This window comes from Cryobacterium sp. TMT2-10, assembly GCF_004403075.1.
GTDB lineage: Bacteria > Actinomycetota > Actinomycetes > Actinomycetales > Microbacteriaceae > Cryobacterium > Cryobacterium shii.
Genome location: NZ_SOGW01000045.1, coordinates 1 through 14,792, shown reverse-complemented (window position 1 = coordinate 14,792; position 14,792 = coordinate 1). Strand labels below are relative to the sequence as shown.

The following is a 14,792-nucleotide window of genomic DNA, read 5'->3' as shown; positions in this document are numbered from 1 at the left end:
GCGCTACATCAAGCCGGACTTCGTGCACGTGTTCGTCGACGGCCGGATCGCCGAGCAGGGCGGCCCCGAACTCGCCGACCGCCTCGAAGACGAAGGCTATGACCGTTACCAGAGCGCCGCGGTGGCCAGTTGAGCCCGGACACGGCCGGCGTGGCGTCGATGGAGTTCGTTCAGCCGGCGGAGTCGACGCTGGGCGCGGCGCGCTTCGAAGAAGTGCGGGAGGCCCTCAAGGACGTGATCGACCCGGAGCTCGGCATCAATATCGTCGACCTCGGGCTGATCTACGACCTGGGCTGGGATGACGAGAACAACGCCCTGATCATCCACATGACCCTCACCTCGGCCGGCTGCCCGCTGACCGACGTACTCGAGGAACAGACCGGGATCGCCCTGGACGGCGTCGTCGACGCCTTCCGGATCAACTGGGTCTGGATGCCGCCGTGGGGCATCGAGAAGATCACCCCCGACGGCCGGGAGATGATGAGCGCCCTGGGCTTCACGATCTAGCCGCACTGGGGCCCGACTGGGCCGGTACAACGGGTTGATAGTTTGGTAGTCCCTCATTCTTTTTGCCTCTCTGATCAACAGGACCCCTCGTGCCCCAGCCTGCCCGCGCCGCCGGAACATCCGTCGCCCACGCCGCCCGCCGCGACCTGCTCGCCTGGCGCAACGCCGTGTTCGCGATCTTCCTGATCAGCGGCCTGTCCCTGGCCACCTGGATGTCCCGCATCCCGGCCGTGCGGGACGGGCTGCAGCTCTCGACCGCGGAGGTCGGCATCGTCATCTTCGGGCTGTCCGGGGGGTCGGTGGTCGGTCTGCTCGGCGCGGTCACGCTGCTGGCCCGCTTCGGCGCCCGTCGCGCCATGGTGCTGAGCGTGGCGCTGTCCACAGTCGGGCTGGTCACCGTGGGCGTCGGGGCGAGCCTGCTGGCGTCGACCGGGCTGGTCTTCGCCGGTCTCGCGCTCGTGGGCATCGGCATGGGAGCACTCGACGTCATGATGAACGTCGAGGGGGCGGCGGTCGAGCGCGAGATCGGCAAGACCCTGATGCCGCTGATGCACGCCTGCTTCAGCTTCGGCACCGTCATCGGCGCCCTCCTCGGCGCCGGGGCGTCCTTCGTGGGGCTGCCGGTGTTCTGGCACCTCGCCGCGATCTCGATCCTCGTGCTGGCCACGGCCGTCATCGGCGTGCGCTCGATCCCGCAGCGGCCCGAACTGGGCGACGAGCTGCGAGGGGCCGAAGCCCCCGCCCCGAGCTGGCGGGCCCGGCTGCGCGCGAGCCTGTCGGTCTGGAGCGACCCGAAGATCCTGCTGATCGGAACCATCGTCCTCGGCATGACGTTCGCCGAGGGGTCGGCCAATGACTGGCTGGCGCTGGCCGCCGTCGACGGGCACGGCCTGAGCAACACCGAGGGCGCGATCGTCTTCGGCGTCTTCGTCAGCGCGATGACCGCCGGCCGCATCGTCGGCGGCCCCATCCTGGACCGGTTCGGCCGAGTGCCGGTGCTGCGGGTATCCGCGCTGGTGGGCATCGTCGGGCTGATCCTGTTCATTCTGGCGCCGGGCGGATGGACGCTGTACGCCGGTGCGATCCTCTGGGGGCTGGGCGCCTCGCTGGGCTTCCCGGTGGGCATGTCGGCGGCCGCCGACGACACGAAGAATGCCGCGGCGCGGGTGAGCGCGGTCGCCATGATCGGCTATTTCGCCTTTCTCGTCGGCCCGCCCGTGCTCGGCCTGCTCGGCCAGGCCTGGGGCATCCTCAACGCTCTCTACCTGATCCTCGCCCTGATGGTGCTGGCCGGCCTGGCCGCGCCCGCCGCGCGCGAGCGCAGCTACGCGCCCGCCTCGCCCACCGCGCCCGTCTCCTAACGAATTCGACGGAGATTTTGCTGTAAAAAGCCGGTTTTGGGCCGTTTGGGGCCCAGATCGGCAAAATCTCCGTCGAATTGGTTCACCCGGAGCGGGCGGGAGCGGCGGGCGGGACGCACGGGTGGGACGCACGGGTGGGGCGCACGGGGGCGTCCGGGTGGGCGAACGGATGCCCCGGCGCGGTTAGGCTCGAACGGTGCGCCTTGTGATTGCGAAATGCTCCGTCGACTACGCCGGGAGGCTGAACGCGCATCTGCCGCTGGCCACCCGCCTGCTCCTGCTCAAGTCGGACGGCAGTGTGCTCGTGCACTCTGACGGCGGCTCGTACAAGCCGCTCAACTGGATGAGCCCGCCGTGCAGCCTGGCCCTGACCGAGCCGGACGACGAACAGACGGATGCCGGCGTCACCGCGGTCTGGACGGTCACCCACGCCAAGACCGCCGACCAGCTCATCGTGAGCATCTTCGAGGTGCTGCACGACTCCGCCCACGAGCTCGGGATCGACCCCGGGCTGATCAAGGACGGCGTCGAAGCGCACCTGCAGAAACTCCTGGCCGAGCACATCCACCTGCTCGGCGACGGTCACACCCTCGTGCGCCGAGAGTACATGACCGCGATCGGCCCGGTCGACATCCTGGCCAGGGACGCCGACGGCGGATCGGTCGCCGTCGAGCTCAAACGACGCGGCGACATCGACGGCGTCGAGCAGCTCACCCGCTACCTCGAGCTGATGAACCGCGACCCGCATCTGGCCCCCGTGGCCGGGGTTTTCGCGGCCCAGATCATCAAGCCGCAGGCCCGCACACTGGCCGAGGATCGCGGCATCCGCTGCCTCGTTCTGGACTACGACGCCATGCGCGGACTCGACGACACCCAGTCCCGGCTCTTCTAGGGCTGGCGGGCTCACTTTTTTAATTCGTGCAGGCGTTTGCGGCTGGGCCCCCTAGTATTAGCGAGTGAAATCGACATTGACTCGCACCTGGAGTGCCATACTTTTTGACCTTGACGGAACGATCACCGATTCCGCCCCGGCCATCACCAACTCACTCGCTCGCACCTTCGCACTTCTCGGTCGTCCGGTTCCCACCGACACCGAACTGCTCTCCTACGTGGGCCCGCCCCTGCTGGCCGCGTTCAGCGAATACGCCGGGATGACCCCCGATGAAGCCGTCGAGGCTCTCGCCGTGTACCGCGCCGATTACCAGGAACGGATGCTGGACACGGCCGTGTACCCTGGCGTCGCCGGGCTGCTCGAGCGCATCCACGAGGCGAAGATCCCGATGGCCCTCGCCACCAGCAAGCCGGAGCACCACGCCGTCGCCGTGCTCGAGCACTTCGACCTGGGGAAGTACTTCACCGCGATGGTCGGTTCCTCGGACACCGAGACCCGCAGCTCCAAGGCCGACATCGTGGAAGAGGCGCTGTCGCGACTCGGCACGGTCGGGGCCGACCTCGCCACTCCCGTCATGGTCGGCGACCGCCGGTACGACGCCGAGGGGGCTGCCGCGCACGGCGTCCCGACCATCCTCGTGGAGTGGGGCTACGGCTCCCCCACCGAGGCCGTCGGCGCGACCGCAACCGTCTACTCCGTCGACCAGCTCGCCAAGTTGCTCCTCGGCTGACCTCCGCCCTACCGTTCGATCCGCCCAACCCGCCCGCCCGCCCGCCTAGCGTCACCACCAAAAAGCACCGTCGTTCCCAGAACGAGGGTGCTTTTTGCGTGACTGCACGGGCGTCGCGCTTTCGAACGGTGAGCCGATGCGTCGGGTACGAAGGCCCGCTAGATGATGGCGGCGCGCAGGGCGGCCGCTGCGGCGGCGGGGTCCTCGGCGCCGTAGATCGCACCGCCGGCCACAGCGACCTTCGCCCCGGCGCGATGCACGGAGGCGATGGTGGCGACGCTCACGCCGCCGGCCAGGGAGAACGGTACCCGGGCGGTCTCGCCCTGGTTCAGCAGCGTCGCGAGGGAGAAGCCGGGCTCGGCCTGCTCGTCGAGGCCCGCGTGCATCTCGACGAAGGCGGCGCCGAGCGCGGTCACCTCGCGGGCCCGGGCCACCTTGTCGGCGACGCCGATCAAGTCGACGACGACACCCTTGCCATGCTTGGTCGCCGCGGCGACCGCTCCGACGATGGTGCTGTCTCCGGCCGTGCCGAGCACCGTGACCAGGTCGGCGCCGGCCGTGAACGCCATGTCGGCCTCGAGCTCGCCGGCGTCCATCGTCTTGAGGTCGGCGAAGACGGTCTTGTCCGGGTGCGCGGTCTTGACGGCGGTCACGGCCCGCAGGCCCTCGGCCTTGATCAGCGGGGTGCCGAGCTCGATGATGTCGACGTAGGGGGCGACCTTCGCGGCCAATTCGAGGGCGGCATCCGTGGTGAGTACGTCCATGGCGACTTGAAGCTTCATGATGGTCTTCTTTCCGGTTCGGGGTGAATCTGGATGGGTGCGGGGAGGGTGGGAAAGGGGCTATTCGAGGTTCGCGTGCCGGGGCCACAGCTCGTCGGCGGTGGCCCCGGATGCCGTCCACAGGCTGTGGAAGATCGCGTCGCCGAGCACGACCACGACCTGTTCGAACAGGCCGCCCGAGTACTGGATCGACAGCCGGCCGCCGTGGTCCTGCTTCTGCGCGGCGGGGATGACGACGGTCACAGCGGCCAGCGCTGCGAGGGGTGAAGCGGGCGCGGTCGTGATCGCGGTGACCCGCGCGCCGGCTGCCGTCGCCGTCTCGGCGGCCCGCACGATCGCTGCCGTGCTGCCGGAGCCGCTCGCGACCAGGAGCACGTCCCCGGCAGCGATGGCCGGCGTCGTCACCTCGCCGACCACGTGCACCTCCAGCCCCAGATGCATCAGCCTCATCGCGGTCATGCGCAGGGCCAGGCCGGACCGGCCGGCCCCGAGCACGAACACGCGGCGGGCGGCGCGGAGCTCCGCAGCGGCCGACTCTACCGACGCAGGGCCGCCGGAGGCCGTGCCGGCGGCAACGTCCGAGGCCAGGAACCGGCGAATGGCGTCGGCCTGTTCGGCCGCGATGGCGGCGAGGGACTCCGTCACGCGGAGAGGAACGGTGGTGCGTGTGGGCATTACCTCATCGTCTACTCTTTCGGACGGGTCTGCGGCCCACCGAACGAGCGGGTAACCTGCCCGTTCGGGTGGCAGCGTCCCTCGTGGGTAGGCTTTCCTCATGAACAGTGCGCCTCCAACCCACCCGATCGAACCGTGGGATTCACGCTCGGCGGCCGCGGAACGCGCCCGCGTGATCGCCGACCTCACCGACGCCCAGGCCACCACCCTCGAGTCCCTGCTCGCCGTGCTTCGCTCGAGCAGCACGAGCGACGCGTCGGCCCGGCAGACCGCGATCGACCTGGCGGCGAAGGCCATGGTGCAACTGCGCGCCGTCTCCGACCGGGACCGGTCCCTCTCCGAGGAGCCCGTGGCGCGGGCCTTCGAACGACTGCGCGACGACCTGCGCCCGCTGGTGCGGTTCGGGGGCCTCGACGTGCAGTTCATCGAGCCGCCGGTGAACGGCCGCGCCCTCCCGGGCGAGGTGGCCCACGCCGCCCGTGCGATCGTGCGCGGAGCCGTGCTCGCCCTGGTCGAGCAGCCCGGCGTCACCCGCGTGCGGGTGCACTGGGACTGCGACGGCAGCAACCTGCTGATCCACATCCGCGACGACGGCGCCGGCGAGCTCACCCCCGACAGCCCCAGTGTCAGCCGGCTGGCGAGCCGGGTGGCCGACGTGTTCGGCAGCCTGCGCGTGGAGGCGACGACGGGCTGGGGTTCGGAGATGGCCGTCACCCTCCCCCTCGATGTGCCGCTCGCGCCGCTCACCGCGGCCGCGGCCTGGGGACTCAGCCCCCGCGAGAAGGGCGTGCTCGAGTTGGTGGCCTCGGGGGCACGCAACCGCGCGATCGCCGAAACGCTCTCGATCAGCGAGAACACGGTCAAGTTCCACGTCGCCAACCTGCTGCGCAAGGTGGGCGCCTCCACCCGCGCCGAGCTCGCCGCCCTCTCCCGCTGACCCGGGTGGCTGTGCGAAACTGGCTGCTGCCGGCATCCGTGCCACCGACTGGATGCAGCCCGAAGGGACACGACGATGGACGCCAACGACTGGGACACCCGCTACCGCCTCGCCCGGGAGGCTCAGGGCGGCCGGCCCGGCCGGCTTTGGTCCGCCGTTCCGGCGCAGATCGTGCAGGACACCGTGACCCCGTGGGCGCCCGGACGCGCGCTCGACCTGGCGACCGGCGACGGCCGCAATGCGATCTGGCTGGCGGCCAGGGGCTGGAACGTCACCGCCGTGGACTTCTCCGCCGAAGCCATCGGCCAGGCCGCCGAGCATGCCCGCGAGAGCGGCGTGGCGGTGGACTGGCAGGTCGGCGACGCCACCACCTGGGCCCCCTCCGGCGAGACCTTCGACCTGGTCACGGTGATCTACCTGCACCTGCAGGAAGACGCCCTGCGGGCCGTGCTGTCCCGCGCCGCCGAGTGGCTCTCCCCCGGCGGGCACCTGCTCGTGCTCGGCCACGACCGGACCAACATCGGCACCGGGGCTCCAGGGCCGGCCGACCCGGGCATCCTGTACACCCCGGAGCTGCTGCGCTCGGCCGTCGATCCCTCGCGGATCGTACGCTGCGAGACCATACGGCGCGACCTGGCCACCGACCCGGAAGCCCCCGGGGACGGCGCCGGCTACGCCCTCGACACACTCCTCATCGCCACGGCCTGATCGGAAACATCCGTGTACCCCCGGGGGTATGCTGGGAACACTTATCAAGGGAGTGCCTGATGGCTGTCATTCAGTTCCTCGGATCGACCGCGGGTCGATGGGTTCGCATCATCGCGGGCGTCGTTCTGGTCATACTGGCCGCGATCCTCGGCGGATGGTGGTGGTTGCTCGCCGCTCTGGGCGCCGTGTTCATTGCCGCGGGCGCCTTCGATTTCTGCCTCCTCGCTCCCCTGGCGGGCAAGCCCTTCAAGGGATCCGAGTTGCGGAAGACCTTCACATCCTGAGCGAGGATGCGGCCCTGCCGTCGAGCGCCGTGGCCGAACCCGTGAGCGGTCCGGCTGACCACAGCCCGATGCAGCGCGCGGTGGTCAGGGTGCTCATCATCGGCCAGATCCTCGGCGGCATCGGCATGGGCGCCACCCTGTCCCTCGGCGCGCTCCTGGCGGCCCAGCTCTCCGGGTCCAGCGCCTGGTCCGGCATGGCGGCGACCATGAGCACCCTCGGCGCCGCCCTGGTCGCCGTTCCGCTGGCCCGCCTGGCGCAATCGCGCGGCCGTCGCCGGTCCCTGGCCGCCGGCTCTCTGATCGCGGGCACCGGCGCCGTGCTGGCGATCACGGCGGTCGCGGTCGACACCTTCCCGCTTCTGCTGCTCGCCCTGATGCTCCTCGGCGCCGGTTCTGCCACGAACCTGCAGGCCCGCTTCGCCGCCACCGACCTGGCCAGCACGCAGTTCCGGGCGCGCGACCTGTCCATCGTGGTGTGGTCGACGACCATCGGCGCCGTGCTCGGCCCGAACCTCTTCGGCCCCGGCGAGGTGGTGGGCTCGGCCCTCGGGTTGCCGCCGCTGACCGGCGCGTTCGCGTTCTCCCTGCTCGCCACGGTCGGCGCGGCGCTGGTGTACACCGTCGGGCTGCGTCCGGACCCCCTGCTCACCGCCCTGGCGGCCCGGGGCGTCGACGCCTCAGCCCCGATCAAGCGCGGCGGCCTCGCCATCGTGCGCACCAACTCCCAGGCCCGCTTCGCCGTGGCCGTGATCGCGCTCAGCCACGCCACCATGGTCGCCCTGATGTCGATGGCCCCGGTACACCTGCGCGACCACGGCGCCACCCTGACCGTCGTCGGGCTGACCATCAGCCTGCACGTGGCCGGCATGTACGCCCTCTCCCCCGTTTTCGGCGCTCTCGCCGACCGGGTCGGACGGTTGCCCGTCATCCTGTCCGGACAGGCGCTGCTGCTGGCTTCTCTGACCATCTTCTGGCTGGCCGGGGAATCCCAGACCGCCATGACGGTGGGGTTGATCCTGCTCGGGCTGGGCTGGTCGGCATCCGTCGTCGCCGGTTCCGCCCTGATCGCCGAGTCCGTGGGCGTGCACGACCGCGCGGCGCTGCAGGGGTTCTCCGACTTGTCGATGAACGCGGCCGGCGCGCTCGGCGGCGCCCTGGCCGGCCTGGTGCTGAGCGCCGTGGGCTACTCCGGGCTCGGCCTGGCCACCATGGTCCTCGCGGGCGTCATCGTCGTCTGGTCCGTCCGGCGGGCCCTCGCCGGTCGCGCCGCGCGCCCGCTCCAGCCCTAGCGTTCCGGGCCCTGGCGTCCCGGGCAGCCCAAACGGTTCGCCGAGCCGTGAGCATGGCTCCTGTTTTCACGAAAAAGTGGGGCGCAACTCACGGCTCGGCGGGGCTCGGCGGGGTCCCGGCGGTGACCCAGTGGTGGCTGCGGGGGCCGCGGTTACCGCGGCTACGGTCGGGTTACGGCAGGAAGCGCGGCGGGAAGCGGGGACGTGGCCAGGGCGAGCAGGGCCGGGATGCCGACGGGCTCGTCGGCCAGCAGCGGTACCACGGCGAGGCGGGCGGCGCGTTTCTCCTGCACATGCTCGATCTCCGGCAGCTCATTCCGGGCCCGCGCGAGCAGCAACGGCGAGGCGGGTGCCGCGGCGGCGAGCGAGTTGTTCACGACCCAGGCCCACGGGGTGATGCCGGCGCGCTCCAGGTCGGCCTGCAGCTCGGCGGCCTCGAGTACCGGCGTGGTCTCGGCGAGGGTGACCAGGATCACCTTGGTCTGTTCCGGGTCCTGCAGCTTCATCATCGGCGTGGTCAGGTGCACGGTGCCGCCCAGCTGGCGCTGGATCTCGCGGTGATACGACCCGGTTGCGTCGAGCAGCAGCAGCGTGTGGCCGGTGGGCGCCGTGTCCATCACCACGAACTTGTGCTTCGCCTCCCGGATGACGCGGGAGAAGGCCTGGAAGACGGCGATCTCCTCGGTGCAGGGTGACCGCAGGTCCTCCCGCAGCATGGCCAGGCCCTGCTCGTCGAGGTGGGCGCCCTTGGTGCGCAGGACGGTGTCGGTGTACCGCTGGATTTCGGCGGCCGGGTCGATCCGAGAGACCTTGAGGGAGGAGGAGACGAGGGACCGGACCTCCGCGGAACCCGCCCCGCCGGCCAGGGTGTCGGTGAGGTGGGCGGCCGGGTCGGTCGTCGTCAGGTGCACCGGCAGCCCGCGAGCGGCGAGCGCCACGGCCACGGATGCCGCCAGGGTGGTCTTGCCCACGCCGCCCTTGCCCATCAGCATCACCAGGCCGTGCCCGCCGGCGGCGATCTCGTCGACCAGGGCGGACAGCGGGGAATCCGGGAGGGCCGCCGAGGGGGCGGCGTGCTCGCCCTGCCCCGCGGCCGGGAGCACCTCGGGTTCGAGCAGGCCGCGGAGGGCGGCCAGGCCGACCATGTTCGAACTCTTCAGCGCCACGTAGTCCGTGGGCGCGGCCCTCAGCGCGTCGGGCATCTGAGCGAGGGCCTGCTGCTCGCGGGCGCGGATGGCCGCGAACAACGGGTCGGCCACGGCCTCGCCGCCACTGCCGCCCTCGCCACTGCCGCCGTCGACCCCGTCCGGCAGGATGCCGTTGACGACGAGGTACTGGCGGGCCATGCCGATACCGGCCAGCTCGGCGTGGGTGCGGGCGGCCTCGGTCAGGGTCGAGGTCTGGGCGCGGGCCACGAGCACGAGCCGGGTGCGGGCCTGGTCGGCCAGGGCCGCGACGGCCTCGGCGTAGACGGCGCGCTGCTTCTCCAGGCCCGACAGCGGGCCGAGGCAGGAGGCGTCTCCGGTGCCCTCGGTGAGAAAGTCGGTCCAGGAGCCCGGCAGCTGCAGCAGCCGGATGGTGTGCCCGGTGGGTGCGGTGTCGAAAAGGATGTGGTCGTAGGCGGCCGTCCACGCGGCATCCGTGAGCAGGTCGGTGAACTCGTTGAAGGAGGCGATCTCGGTCGTGCAGGCACCGGAGAGCTGTTCCTCGATCGAGGCCACCTCGGCCGGGGGAAGCAGCCCGCGCACCGGGCCGACGATGCGCTCCCGATACTGCTGGGCCGCCTGCTCCGGGTCGATTTCGAGGGCCGACAGCCCGGGCACGGCGTCGATCGCCGTCACGGTGTTGCCGATGGAGACCCCGAAGACCTGGCCCACGTTGGAGGCGGGGTCGGTGCTCACCAGCAGAACGGATGCCCCGCCCTCGGCCAGCCGCACCGCGCTCGCACAGGCGATGGAGGTCTTGCCCACCCCGCCCTTGCCGGTGAAGAAGAGGAAGCGCGGTGCCTGGTCGAGGAAGCGGAGCGTTGTCATGGCGAAGTCCTAGCAGCAGCCGCCGGTGCCGCAGCAACCCGCTTCGGCGCTGTCGGTCTGGGCGGCGCTGTCGGTCTGGGCAGCGGAGTCGGTCTGGGCAGCGGAGTCGGTCTGGGCAGCGGAGTCGGTCTGGGCAGCGGAGTCGCCGAATTTCTGGGCGGAGGCGCTGCCCGAGGTCGTGGCCGGCGTCGCCGTCGCCGTCGCCATGGCCAGGAGGCGCCTGGACCCCTCGGGCTGCACGGCAGCCAGGTGGCTGGCCGCGTCGCCGGTGAGCTCGGCCCAGCCGGCCAGCTCCGCGCGGGAGGGGTAGCGGCCGGTCAGCACCGTGGCGCCGTCGACCAGGGCGATGGGCAGGCCCGTCTGGCCGACGGTGTGCAGGAACTGGCGGGCCACCTCGTTCTCCACGAAGGCGAGCGGCTCCTGGGCCAGGTTGAACCGGGCGATGTCGCCGCCGTTGGCGCGGGCCCAGTCCATGTCGGCCGAGAAGGTGACCAGAGCCTGGTCGACGTCGACGCCGCAGATTCCGGTGCCGCAGCAGAGTCCCGGTTCAAAGATCTCGATGTGTGCCATGGTGCATCAACTCCTGGTCCGCACATCGTGGGGGACGACTTGTCCGTGATGACGGTACGTCCAGTGTATCGATGGTTGTCGATATGTCACGGCATCGGACCAACCAACTCGGGCACCGGTCTGCCTTGCTGAATGGACGGGAGCGGAAAGGAGCGGGCGGCAAGTGGAAGACTGGCCAGACCCCGGATGGCACTCGAAAGGCATGCGATGACGAAGGCTTCGGAGGCCGCGAGCCTCCTCCCCCTGCTCCTGGAGCAGGAACGCACCCTCCAGTTCGACTCCTTCGACCTGGGGGACGCCTGGATCGTGGGCTCGCGGCTGGTCGAGCTGGGAACGGCGCGCCGGCATCCGATCACGGTGTCGATCACCTTCGGCGAGCAGCGGGTCTTCCACGGGGCCCTGCCCGGCTCCAGCGCCGACAACGACGGCTGGCTCGAGAACAAGTTCCGCGTCGTACGCCGGTTCGCCAACTCGTCCTTCGCCGTGGGGACGCGGTTCCGCGCGGGTTCCCGCGACTTCGCCACCGACTCGAATCTCGACCCGAGAACGCACGCCGCGCACGGCGGAGCCTTCCCCCTGCGCGTGCGCGGTTCACTGATCGGCGTGGTCGGCGTCTCCGGGCTGGCCCAGCGCGACGACCACGACCTCGTCGTCGAGGTGCTGACCTGGCACCTCGAGCACCGCTAGCCGAAAGCCCGCCCGCGGGCGGACCACGCGGTCCGGCGTCGAACCGATTCGACGGAAGTTTTGTTCTAAAAACACCGTTTCGGCTTGTTTTGGCCCGATTCTGGCAAAATCTCCGTCGAATTGGTTCGGGGGAGGCGGCAGCCCCGGGCCGCAACCGCGCAACGCGCGGATCCGGAGTCGCGGACGAGGCGCACGCCCCTTGCGCTGGCACGCGGGTCGGCGACAATGGTGGGGACTGCTGGGTGAGGACGACACGGTCGGGATGACTGGGTCGGGCCGCCGACCGGGTGGGGACGCCGATGGGCCGGGACGCCGGCCCGGGGGGAGAGGATGATGTCCACGCCGGGTTCGACCGACAACGCCGGGGCTGCCGCGGGCGCGGCGCCCGGTGCTGAGCCCGCGGCCGGCGCCGGTCCGGCCTGGTCCGCGTGGCGGGTCGTGGTGAACCTCGGCATCGTCAGCCTGGTTATAGATCTGGCATCAAAGGGCGGCCATTCGCTGACCGGGGCGCTGCTGGGACAGCTGGGTGCGTCGGCGCTGATCGTCGGGGTCGTGACGGGCCTCGGAGAGGCGGTCGCCCTCGCGCTCCGGCTGGTCTCCGGGCCCTGGTCCGACAAATCCGGCCGGTATTGGAGATTCGCCATCGCCGGCTACGCCCTCACCGCGGTCTGCATTCCGCTGCTGGCCGTCACGCCGTTCGTCGGCGGGGCCGGCCTGCTGCTCGCCTCGGCGCTGATTCTCGGCGACCGCACGGGCAAGGCCATCCGGAGCCCGGCGAAGACCGTGCTGCTCGCGAATGCGGCCAGCGCCGTCGGCCGCGGCCGCGGTTTCGGGGTGCACAAGCTGCTCGACCAACTGGGGTCCCTGCTCGGGCCGCTACTCGCCTGGGCCGTCATCACGGTCACGACCGTGCTCTGGCCCGCCTTCGCCGTGCTCGCGATCCCCGGAGCCGCCGGTTTGGGCATTCTGCTCTGGACACGCCGTCGCGTGCCGGACACGAACGTGTACGAGAGCAGCGAGAGCAACGAGAGCAACGAGAGCAACGAGAGCGTCGCCCCGAATCCCGATCGGCCAGACTGGCCAGACCGGGCGAACCGGGCGAACCGGGCGAACCCGGAGGACCTGGCAGACCCGGATGACCCGGATGACGCGGGGCATCCGGACCAGGCGCACCGGGACCCGGCCGCCGGGCCCCGGCTTCCCCTCTCGTTCTACCTTCTGGCCGCGGCGGTCGGCGTCTCCACGGTCGGGCTCGTCGGCTTCGGGGTGATCTCATTCCACCTCACGGACGTCGCGATCGTGCCGCTAGCGACCGTGCCGCTGATCTACGCGGCCGCGATGGGAGCGGCGGCCCTGGCCGCCCTGGTCAGCGGCTACGCCTACGACGCGGCGGGCGCCCGGGTGCTGCTGGTCCTGCCGCTGCTGGTGGTGCTGGTTCCCGGACTGACCCTGTCGGTCCAGGCGGGCGCGGTGCTGGCCGGCGCACTCATCTGGGGTGCGGCGACCGGCATCCAGGAATCGACGGTTCAGGCGCTGATCGCGGACCTCGTGCCGAACGGGCACCGCGGCACGGCCTACGGGGTCTTCGCCGCCTTCGCGGGGGCGTCCGCCCTGATCGGCGGAGTGCTGGCCGGCGCCCTCTACGACCAGGTGCCGTGGCTGGTCATGATCGTCGGCATCCTTCAGACCTGCGCCCTCGTGTTGTTCCTCCTCACCTTCCGACTGCAGAACAGGGAACGGCGTCAGCCCGCGGGTCCCCAAGTATGAAAGTGTGGAGCGAGGCCCCGACCCGCTTCCCTTGGAGTTCCCGTGACCACACCCCCCGTGTCCCCCGAGGCGGCAGACGCCTCACGCCATGAGGACCGCATCACCCTCCGGTTCATGGCCGTGCCCCAGGACGTCGCGGCCTCAGGCGCGACCGTCGCAGCCGGAAGCGTACTCGAGTGGATCGACAAGGCCGCGTACGCCTGCGCCGTGGGCTGGAGCGCGTCCGACACCGTCACCGCCTACGTCGGGAACGTGCACTTCACCCAACCCATCAAGCCGGGCAACCTGGTCGAGGTTCACGCCCGCATCATCCACACCGGGCGCACCAGCATGCACGTGCTCGTCACGGTCGAAACGACGGATGTACGCGCCCGGGAATATAGTCCGGCGACCCATTGCATCCTCGTCTTCGTCGCCGTCGACGACGCCGGAAGGCCGCAGGAAGTGCCGAAGTGGACCCCGCACTCCGACGTGGACCGCGAGCTGCAACTCAACGCCCAGGCCCGCCTCGAGCCACGCAAGCGCATTCAGACCGTCATGCGCGCTCAGGAATATACCGATGACAGCACGACGCCGCGAACGGTGTTCCGCTTTCTGGCGGCTCCGGCCGACGCCAATTGGGGCGGAAACGCCCACGGCGGAACCGTGATGCGCTGGATCGACGAGGCCGCCTTCGCGACCGCAGCGGCCTGGAGTTCGGAGACGGCCGTCGCGGTCTACTCCGGGGGGATCCACTTCTACCGCCCGATCCACATCGGCCACATCGTGGAGGTGGACGCGCGCCTCATCCATACCGGCAAGCGCAACATGCACATCAGCATCCGGGTGCGCTCGGGCAGCCCCCGCACCCCGCACGACCTGCAGCTGACGACGCAGTGCATGAGCATCTTCGTCGCGATCGGCGCGGACGGGCACGCCGAACCGGTGGAGCCGTTGACGCTGATCACGGCCGAGGACAAACGGCTCGACGAGCACGCGCGGGAGCTCGTGGCGCTGCGCGCGCCCCTGGTCATGATGCCCGTCGACCACTTGCGTCGCCCCTGAGGGCGGGATCCGGCCGGAGGCTGAAGGGGCTCGGCTCGTCCTCCACAATGTGGGTTTGATCGGCTTATCCACAGTCTCCACGGATGCCGGTGCAGTGTCGGTGGGTGCCTCTAGCGTGGNCTCTAGCGTGTTCCTCATGAAGCCGTCAGTGTTCGAAGAGCGAGAGGCCATGGGCCTCCATTTCGACGCCATTGCCGAGGCAGAACGGGACATCGCCGCAGCCTTCGCCCGGCGGGCCGAACGGGTCGAGGCGGCCCGCCGATTCGGGCAGGCCATCGCCCACCACAATGCCCGGGTGCCGGGGGCCCGGCGAGACGCACGTGAGGTCGCCGAACGGGAGTTCTCGAGCGAGCTGGCCTGCACGATCCGGGTGCCGCAGCGCACCGCGGAGAACCTGGTCGCCGAGAGCCGGGCCCTGGCCCAGGAACTCCCGGCGACCCGGGCGGCGCTGGCGTCGGGGGAGATCAGCTATCGGCACGCGCAGGTGGTGGTCAATCAGGCCTGGTCGGTGCCCGCGGAAGGGCGG

The 14,792-nt window shown here is 70.7% G+C and carries 16 protein-coding genes and 1 pseudogene; 13 read left to right on the top strand and 4 right to left on the bottom strand.

What is annotated here, in order from left to right:
- The 5 genes and pseudogenes from sufC to E3T37_RS05450 form a co-directional block, all read left to right on the top strand.
- Positions 1 to 133: pseudogene (sufC, locus tag E3T37_RS17315) on the top strand (Fe-S cluster assembly ATPase SufC); the annotation flags it as partial.
- Between the two features lie 26 nt (positions 134 to 159).
- The gene (locus E3T37_RS05465; protein ID WP_134365808.1) at positions 160 to 507 is read left to right on the top strand and encodes a metal-sulfur cluster assembly factor; all 348 of its coding nucleotides are present in this window, start codon (positions 160 to 162) and stop codon (positions 505 to 507) included.
- A gap of 89 nt (positions 508 to 596) precedes the next feature.
- Positions 597 to 1,868 (top strand): sugar MFS transporter, encoded by a 1,272-nt coding sequence (locus tag E3T37_RS05460; protein WP_241975775.1) that lies wholly within the window; start codon positions 597 to 599, stop codon positions 1,866 to 1,868.
- Positions 1,869 to 2,064: 196 nt separating this feature from the next.
- Positions 2,065 to 2,760 (top strand): endonuclease NucS, encoded by a 696-nt coding sequence (gene nucS, locus E3T37_RS05455; RefSeq protein WP_134365803.1) that lies wholly within the window; start codon positions 2,065 to 2,067, stop codon positions 2,758 to 2,760.
- Positions 2,761 to 2,824: 64 nt separating this feature from the next.
- On the top strand, positions 2,825 to 3,490 hold the full coding sequence (locus E3T37_RS05450; RefSeq protein WP_241975774.1) for an HAD hydrolase-like protein: 666 nt from the start codon (positions 2,825 to 2,827) through the stop codon (positions 3,488 to 3,490).
- Positions 3,491 to 3,648: 158 nt separating this feature from the next.
- Here the strand turns inward: E3T37_RS05450 and hxlA are convergent, their stop codons facing one another.
- Positions 3,649 to 4,272, bottom strand: a complete 624-nt coding sequence (hxlA, locus tag E3T37_RS05445) for a 3-hexulose-6-phosphate synthase (protein ID WP_134365802.1) — start codon at positions 4,270 to 4,272, stop codon at positions 3,649 to 3,651.
- 60 nt (positions 4,273 to 4,332) lie between these two features.
- Entirely contained in the window at positions 4,333 to 4,947 is a 615-nt protein-coding gene (gene hxlB, locus E3T37_RS05440) for a 6-phospho-3-hexuloisomerase (protein WP_134365801.1), read from the bottom strand.
- Between the two features lie 100 nt (positions 4,948 to 5,047).
- Between hxlB and E3T37_RS05435 the strand changes: the two genes are divergently transcribed.
- The 4 genes from E3T37_RS05435 (at position 5,048) to E3T37_RS05420 (ending at position 8,165) form a co-directional block, all read left to right on the top strand.
- Positions 5,048 to 5,884, top strand: a complete 837-nt coding sequence (locus E3T37_RS05435) for a LuxR C-terminal-related transcriptional regulator (protein WP_134365800.1) — start codon at positions 5,048 to 5,050, stop codon at positions 5,882 to 5,884.
- Between the two features lie 75 nt (positions 5,885 to 5,959).
- Positions 5,960 to 6,592 (top strand): bifunctional 2-polyprenyl-6-hydroxyphenol methylase/3-demethylubiquinol 3-O-methyltransferase UbiG, encoded by a 633-nt coding sequence (locus tag E3T37_RS05430; RefSeq protein WP_134365799.1) that lies wholly within the window; start codon positions 5,960 to 5,962, stop codon positions 6,590 to 6,592.
- 59 nt (positions 6,593 to 6,651) lie between these two features.
- Positions 6,652 to 6,876, top strand: coding sequence for a DUF2892 domain-containing protein (locus E3T37_RS05425; protein ID WP_134365798.1), 225 nt, complete (start codon positions 6,652 to 6,654; stop codon positions 6,874 to 6,876).
- Positions 6,877 to 6,917: 41 nt separating this feature from the next.
- On the top strand, positions 6,918 to 8,165 hold the full coding sequence (locus E3T37_RS05420) for an MFS transporter (RefSeq protein WP_370261471.1): 1,248 nt from the start codon (positions 6,918 to 6,920) through the stop codon (positions 8,163 to 8,165).
- 161 nt (positions 8,166 to 8,326) lie between these two features.
- Here the strand turns inward: E3T37_RS05420 and arsA are convergent, their stop codons facing one another.
- Both arsA and arsD read right to left on the bottom strand, forming a co-directional pair.
- Positions 8,327 to 10,198, bottom strand: coding sequence for an arsenical pump-driving ATPase (gene arsA, locus E3T37_RS05415; protein ID WP_134365797.1), 1,872 nt, complete (start codon positions 10,196 to 10,198; stop codon positions 8,327 to 8,329).
- 9 nt (positions 10,199 to 10,207) lie between these two features.
- Positions 10,208 to 10,768, bottom strand: a complete 561-nt coding sequence (arsD, locus tag E3T37_RS17060) for an arsenite efflux transporter metallochaperone ArsD (RefSeq protein ID WP_134365796.1) — start codon at positions 10,766 to 10,768, stop codon at positions 10,208 to 10,210.
- Positions 10,769 to 10,975: 207 nt separating this feature from the next.
- Here arsD and E3T37_RS05405 point away from each other — a divergent pair, with 207 nt between their 5' ends.
- The 4 genes from E3T37_RS05405 to E3T37_RS05390 all read left to right on the top strand — a co-directional run.
- Positions 10,976 to 11,455, top strand: coding sequence for a heme-degrading domain-containing protein (locus E3T37_RS05405; RefSeq protein ID WP_134365795.1), 480 nt, complete (start codon positions 10,976 to 10,978; stop codon positions 11,453 to 11,455).
- Positions 11,456 to 11,788: 333 nt separating this feature from the next.
- Positions 11,789 to 13,222 (top strand): MFS transporter, encoded by a 1,434-nt coding sequence (locus E3T37_RS05400; RefSeq protein WP_206750635.1) that lies wholly within the window; start codon positions 11,789 to 11,791, stop codon positions 13,220 to 13,222.
- A gap of 42 nt (positions 13,223 to 13,264) precedes the next feature.
- The gene (locus E3T37_RS05395; RefSeq protein WP_241975772.1) at positions 13,265 to 14,266 is read left to right on the top strand and encodes an acyl-CoA thioesterase; all 1,002 of its coding nucleotides are present in this window, start codon (positions 13,265 to 13,267) and stop codon (positions 14,264 to 14,266) included.
- A gap of 136 nt (positions 14,267 to 14,402) precedes the next feature.
- On the top strand, positions 14,403 to 14,792 hold a 390-nt coding region (locus E3T37_RS05390), incomplete at its 3' end, for a DUF222 domain-containing protein (protein ID WP_134365793.1).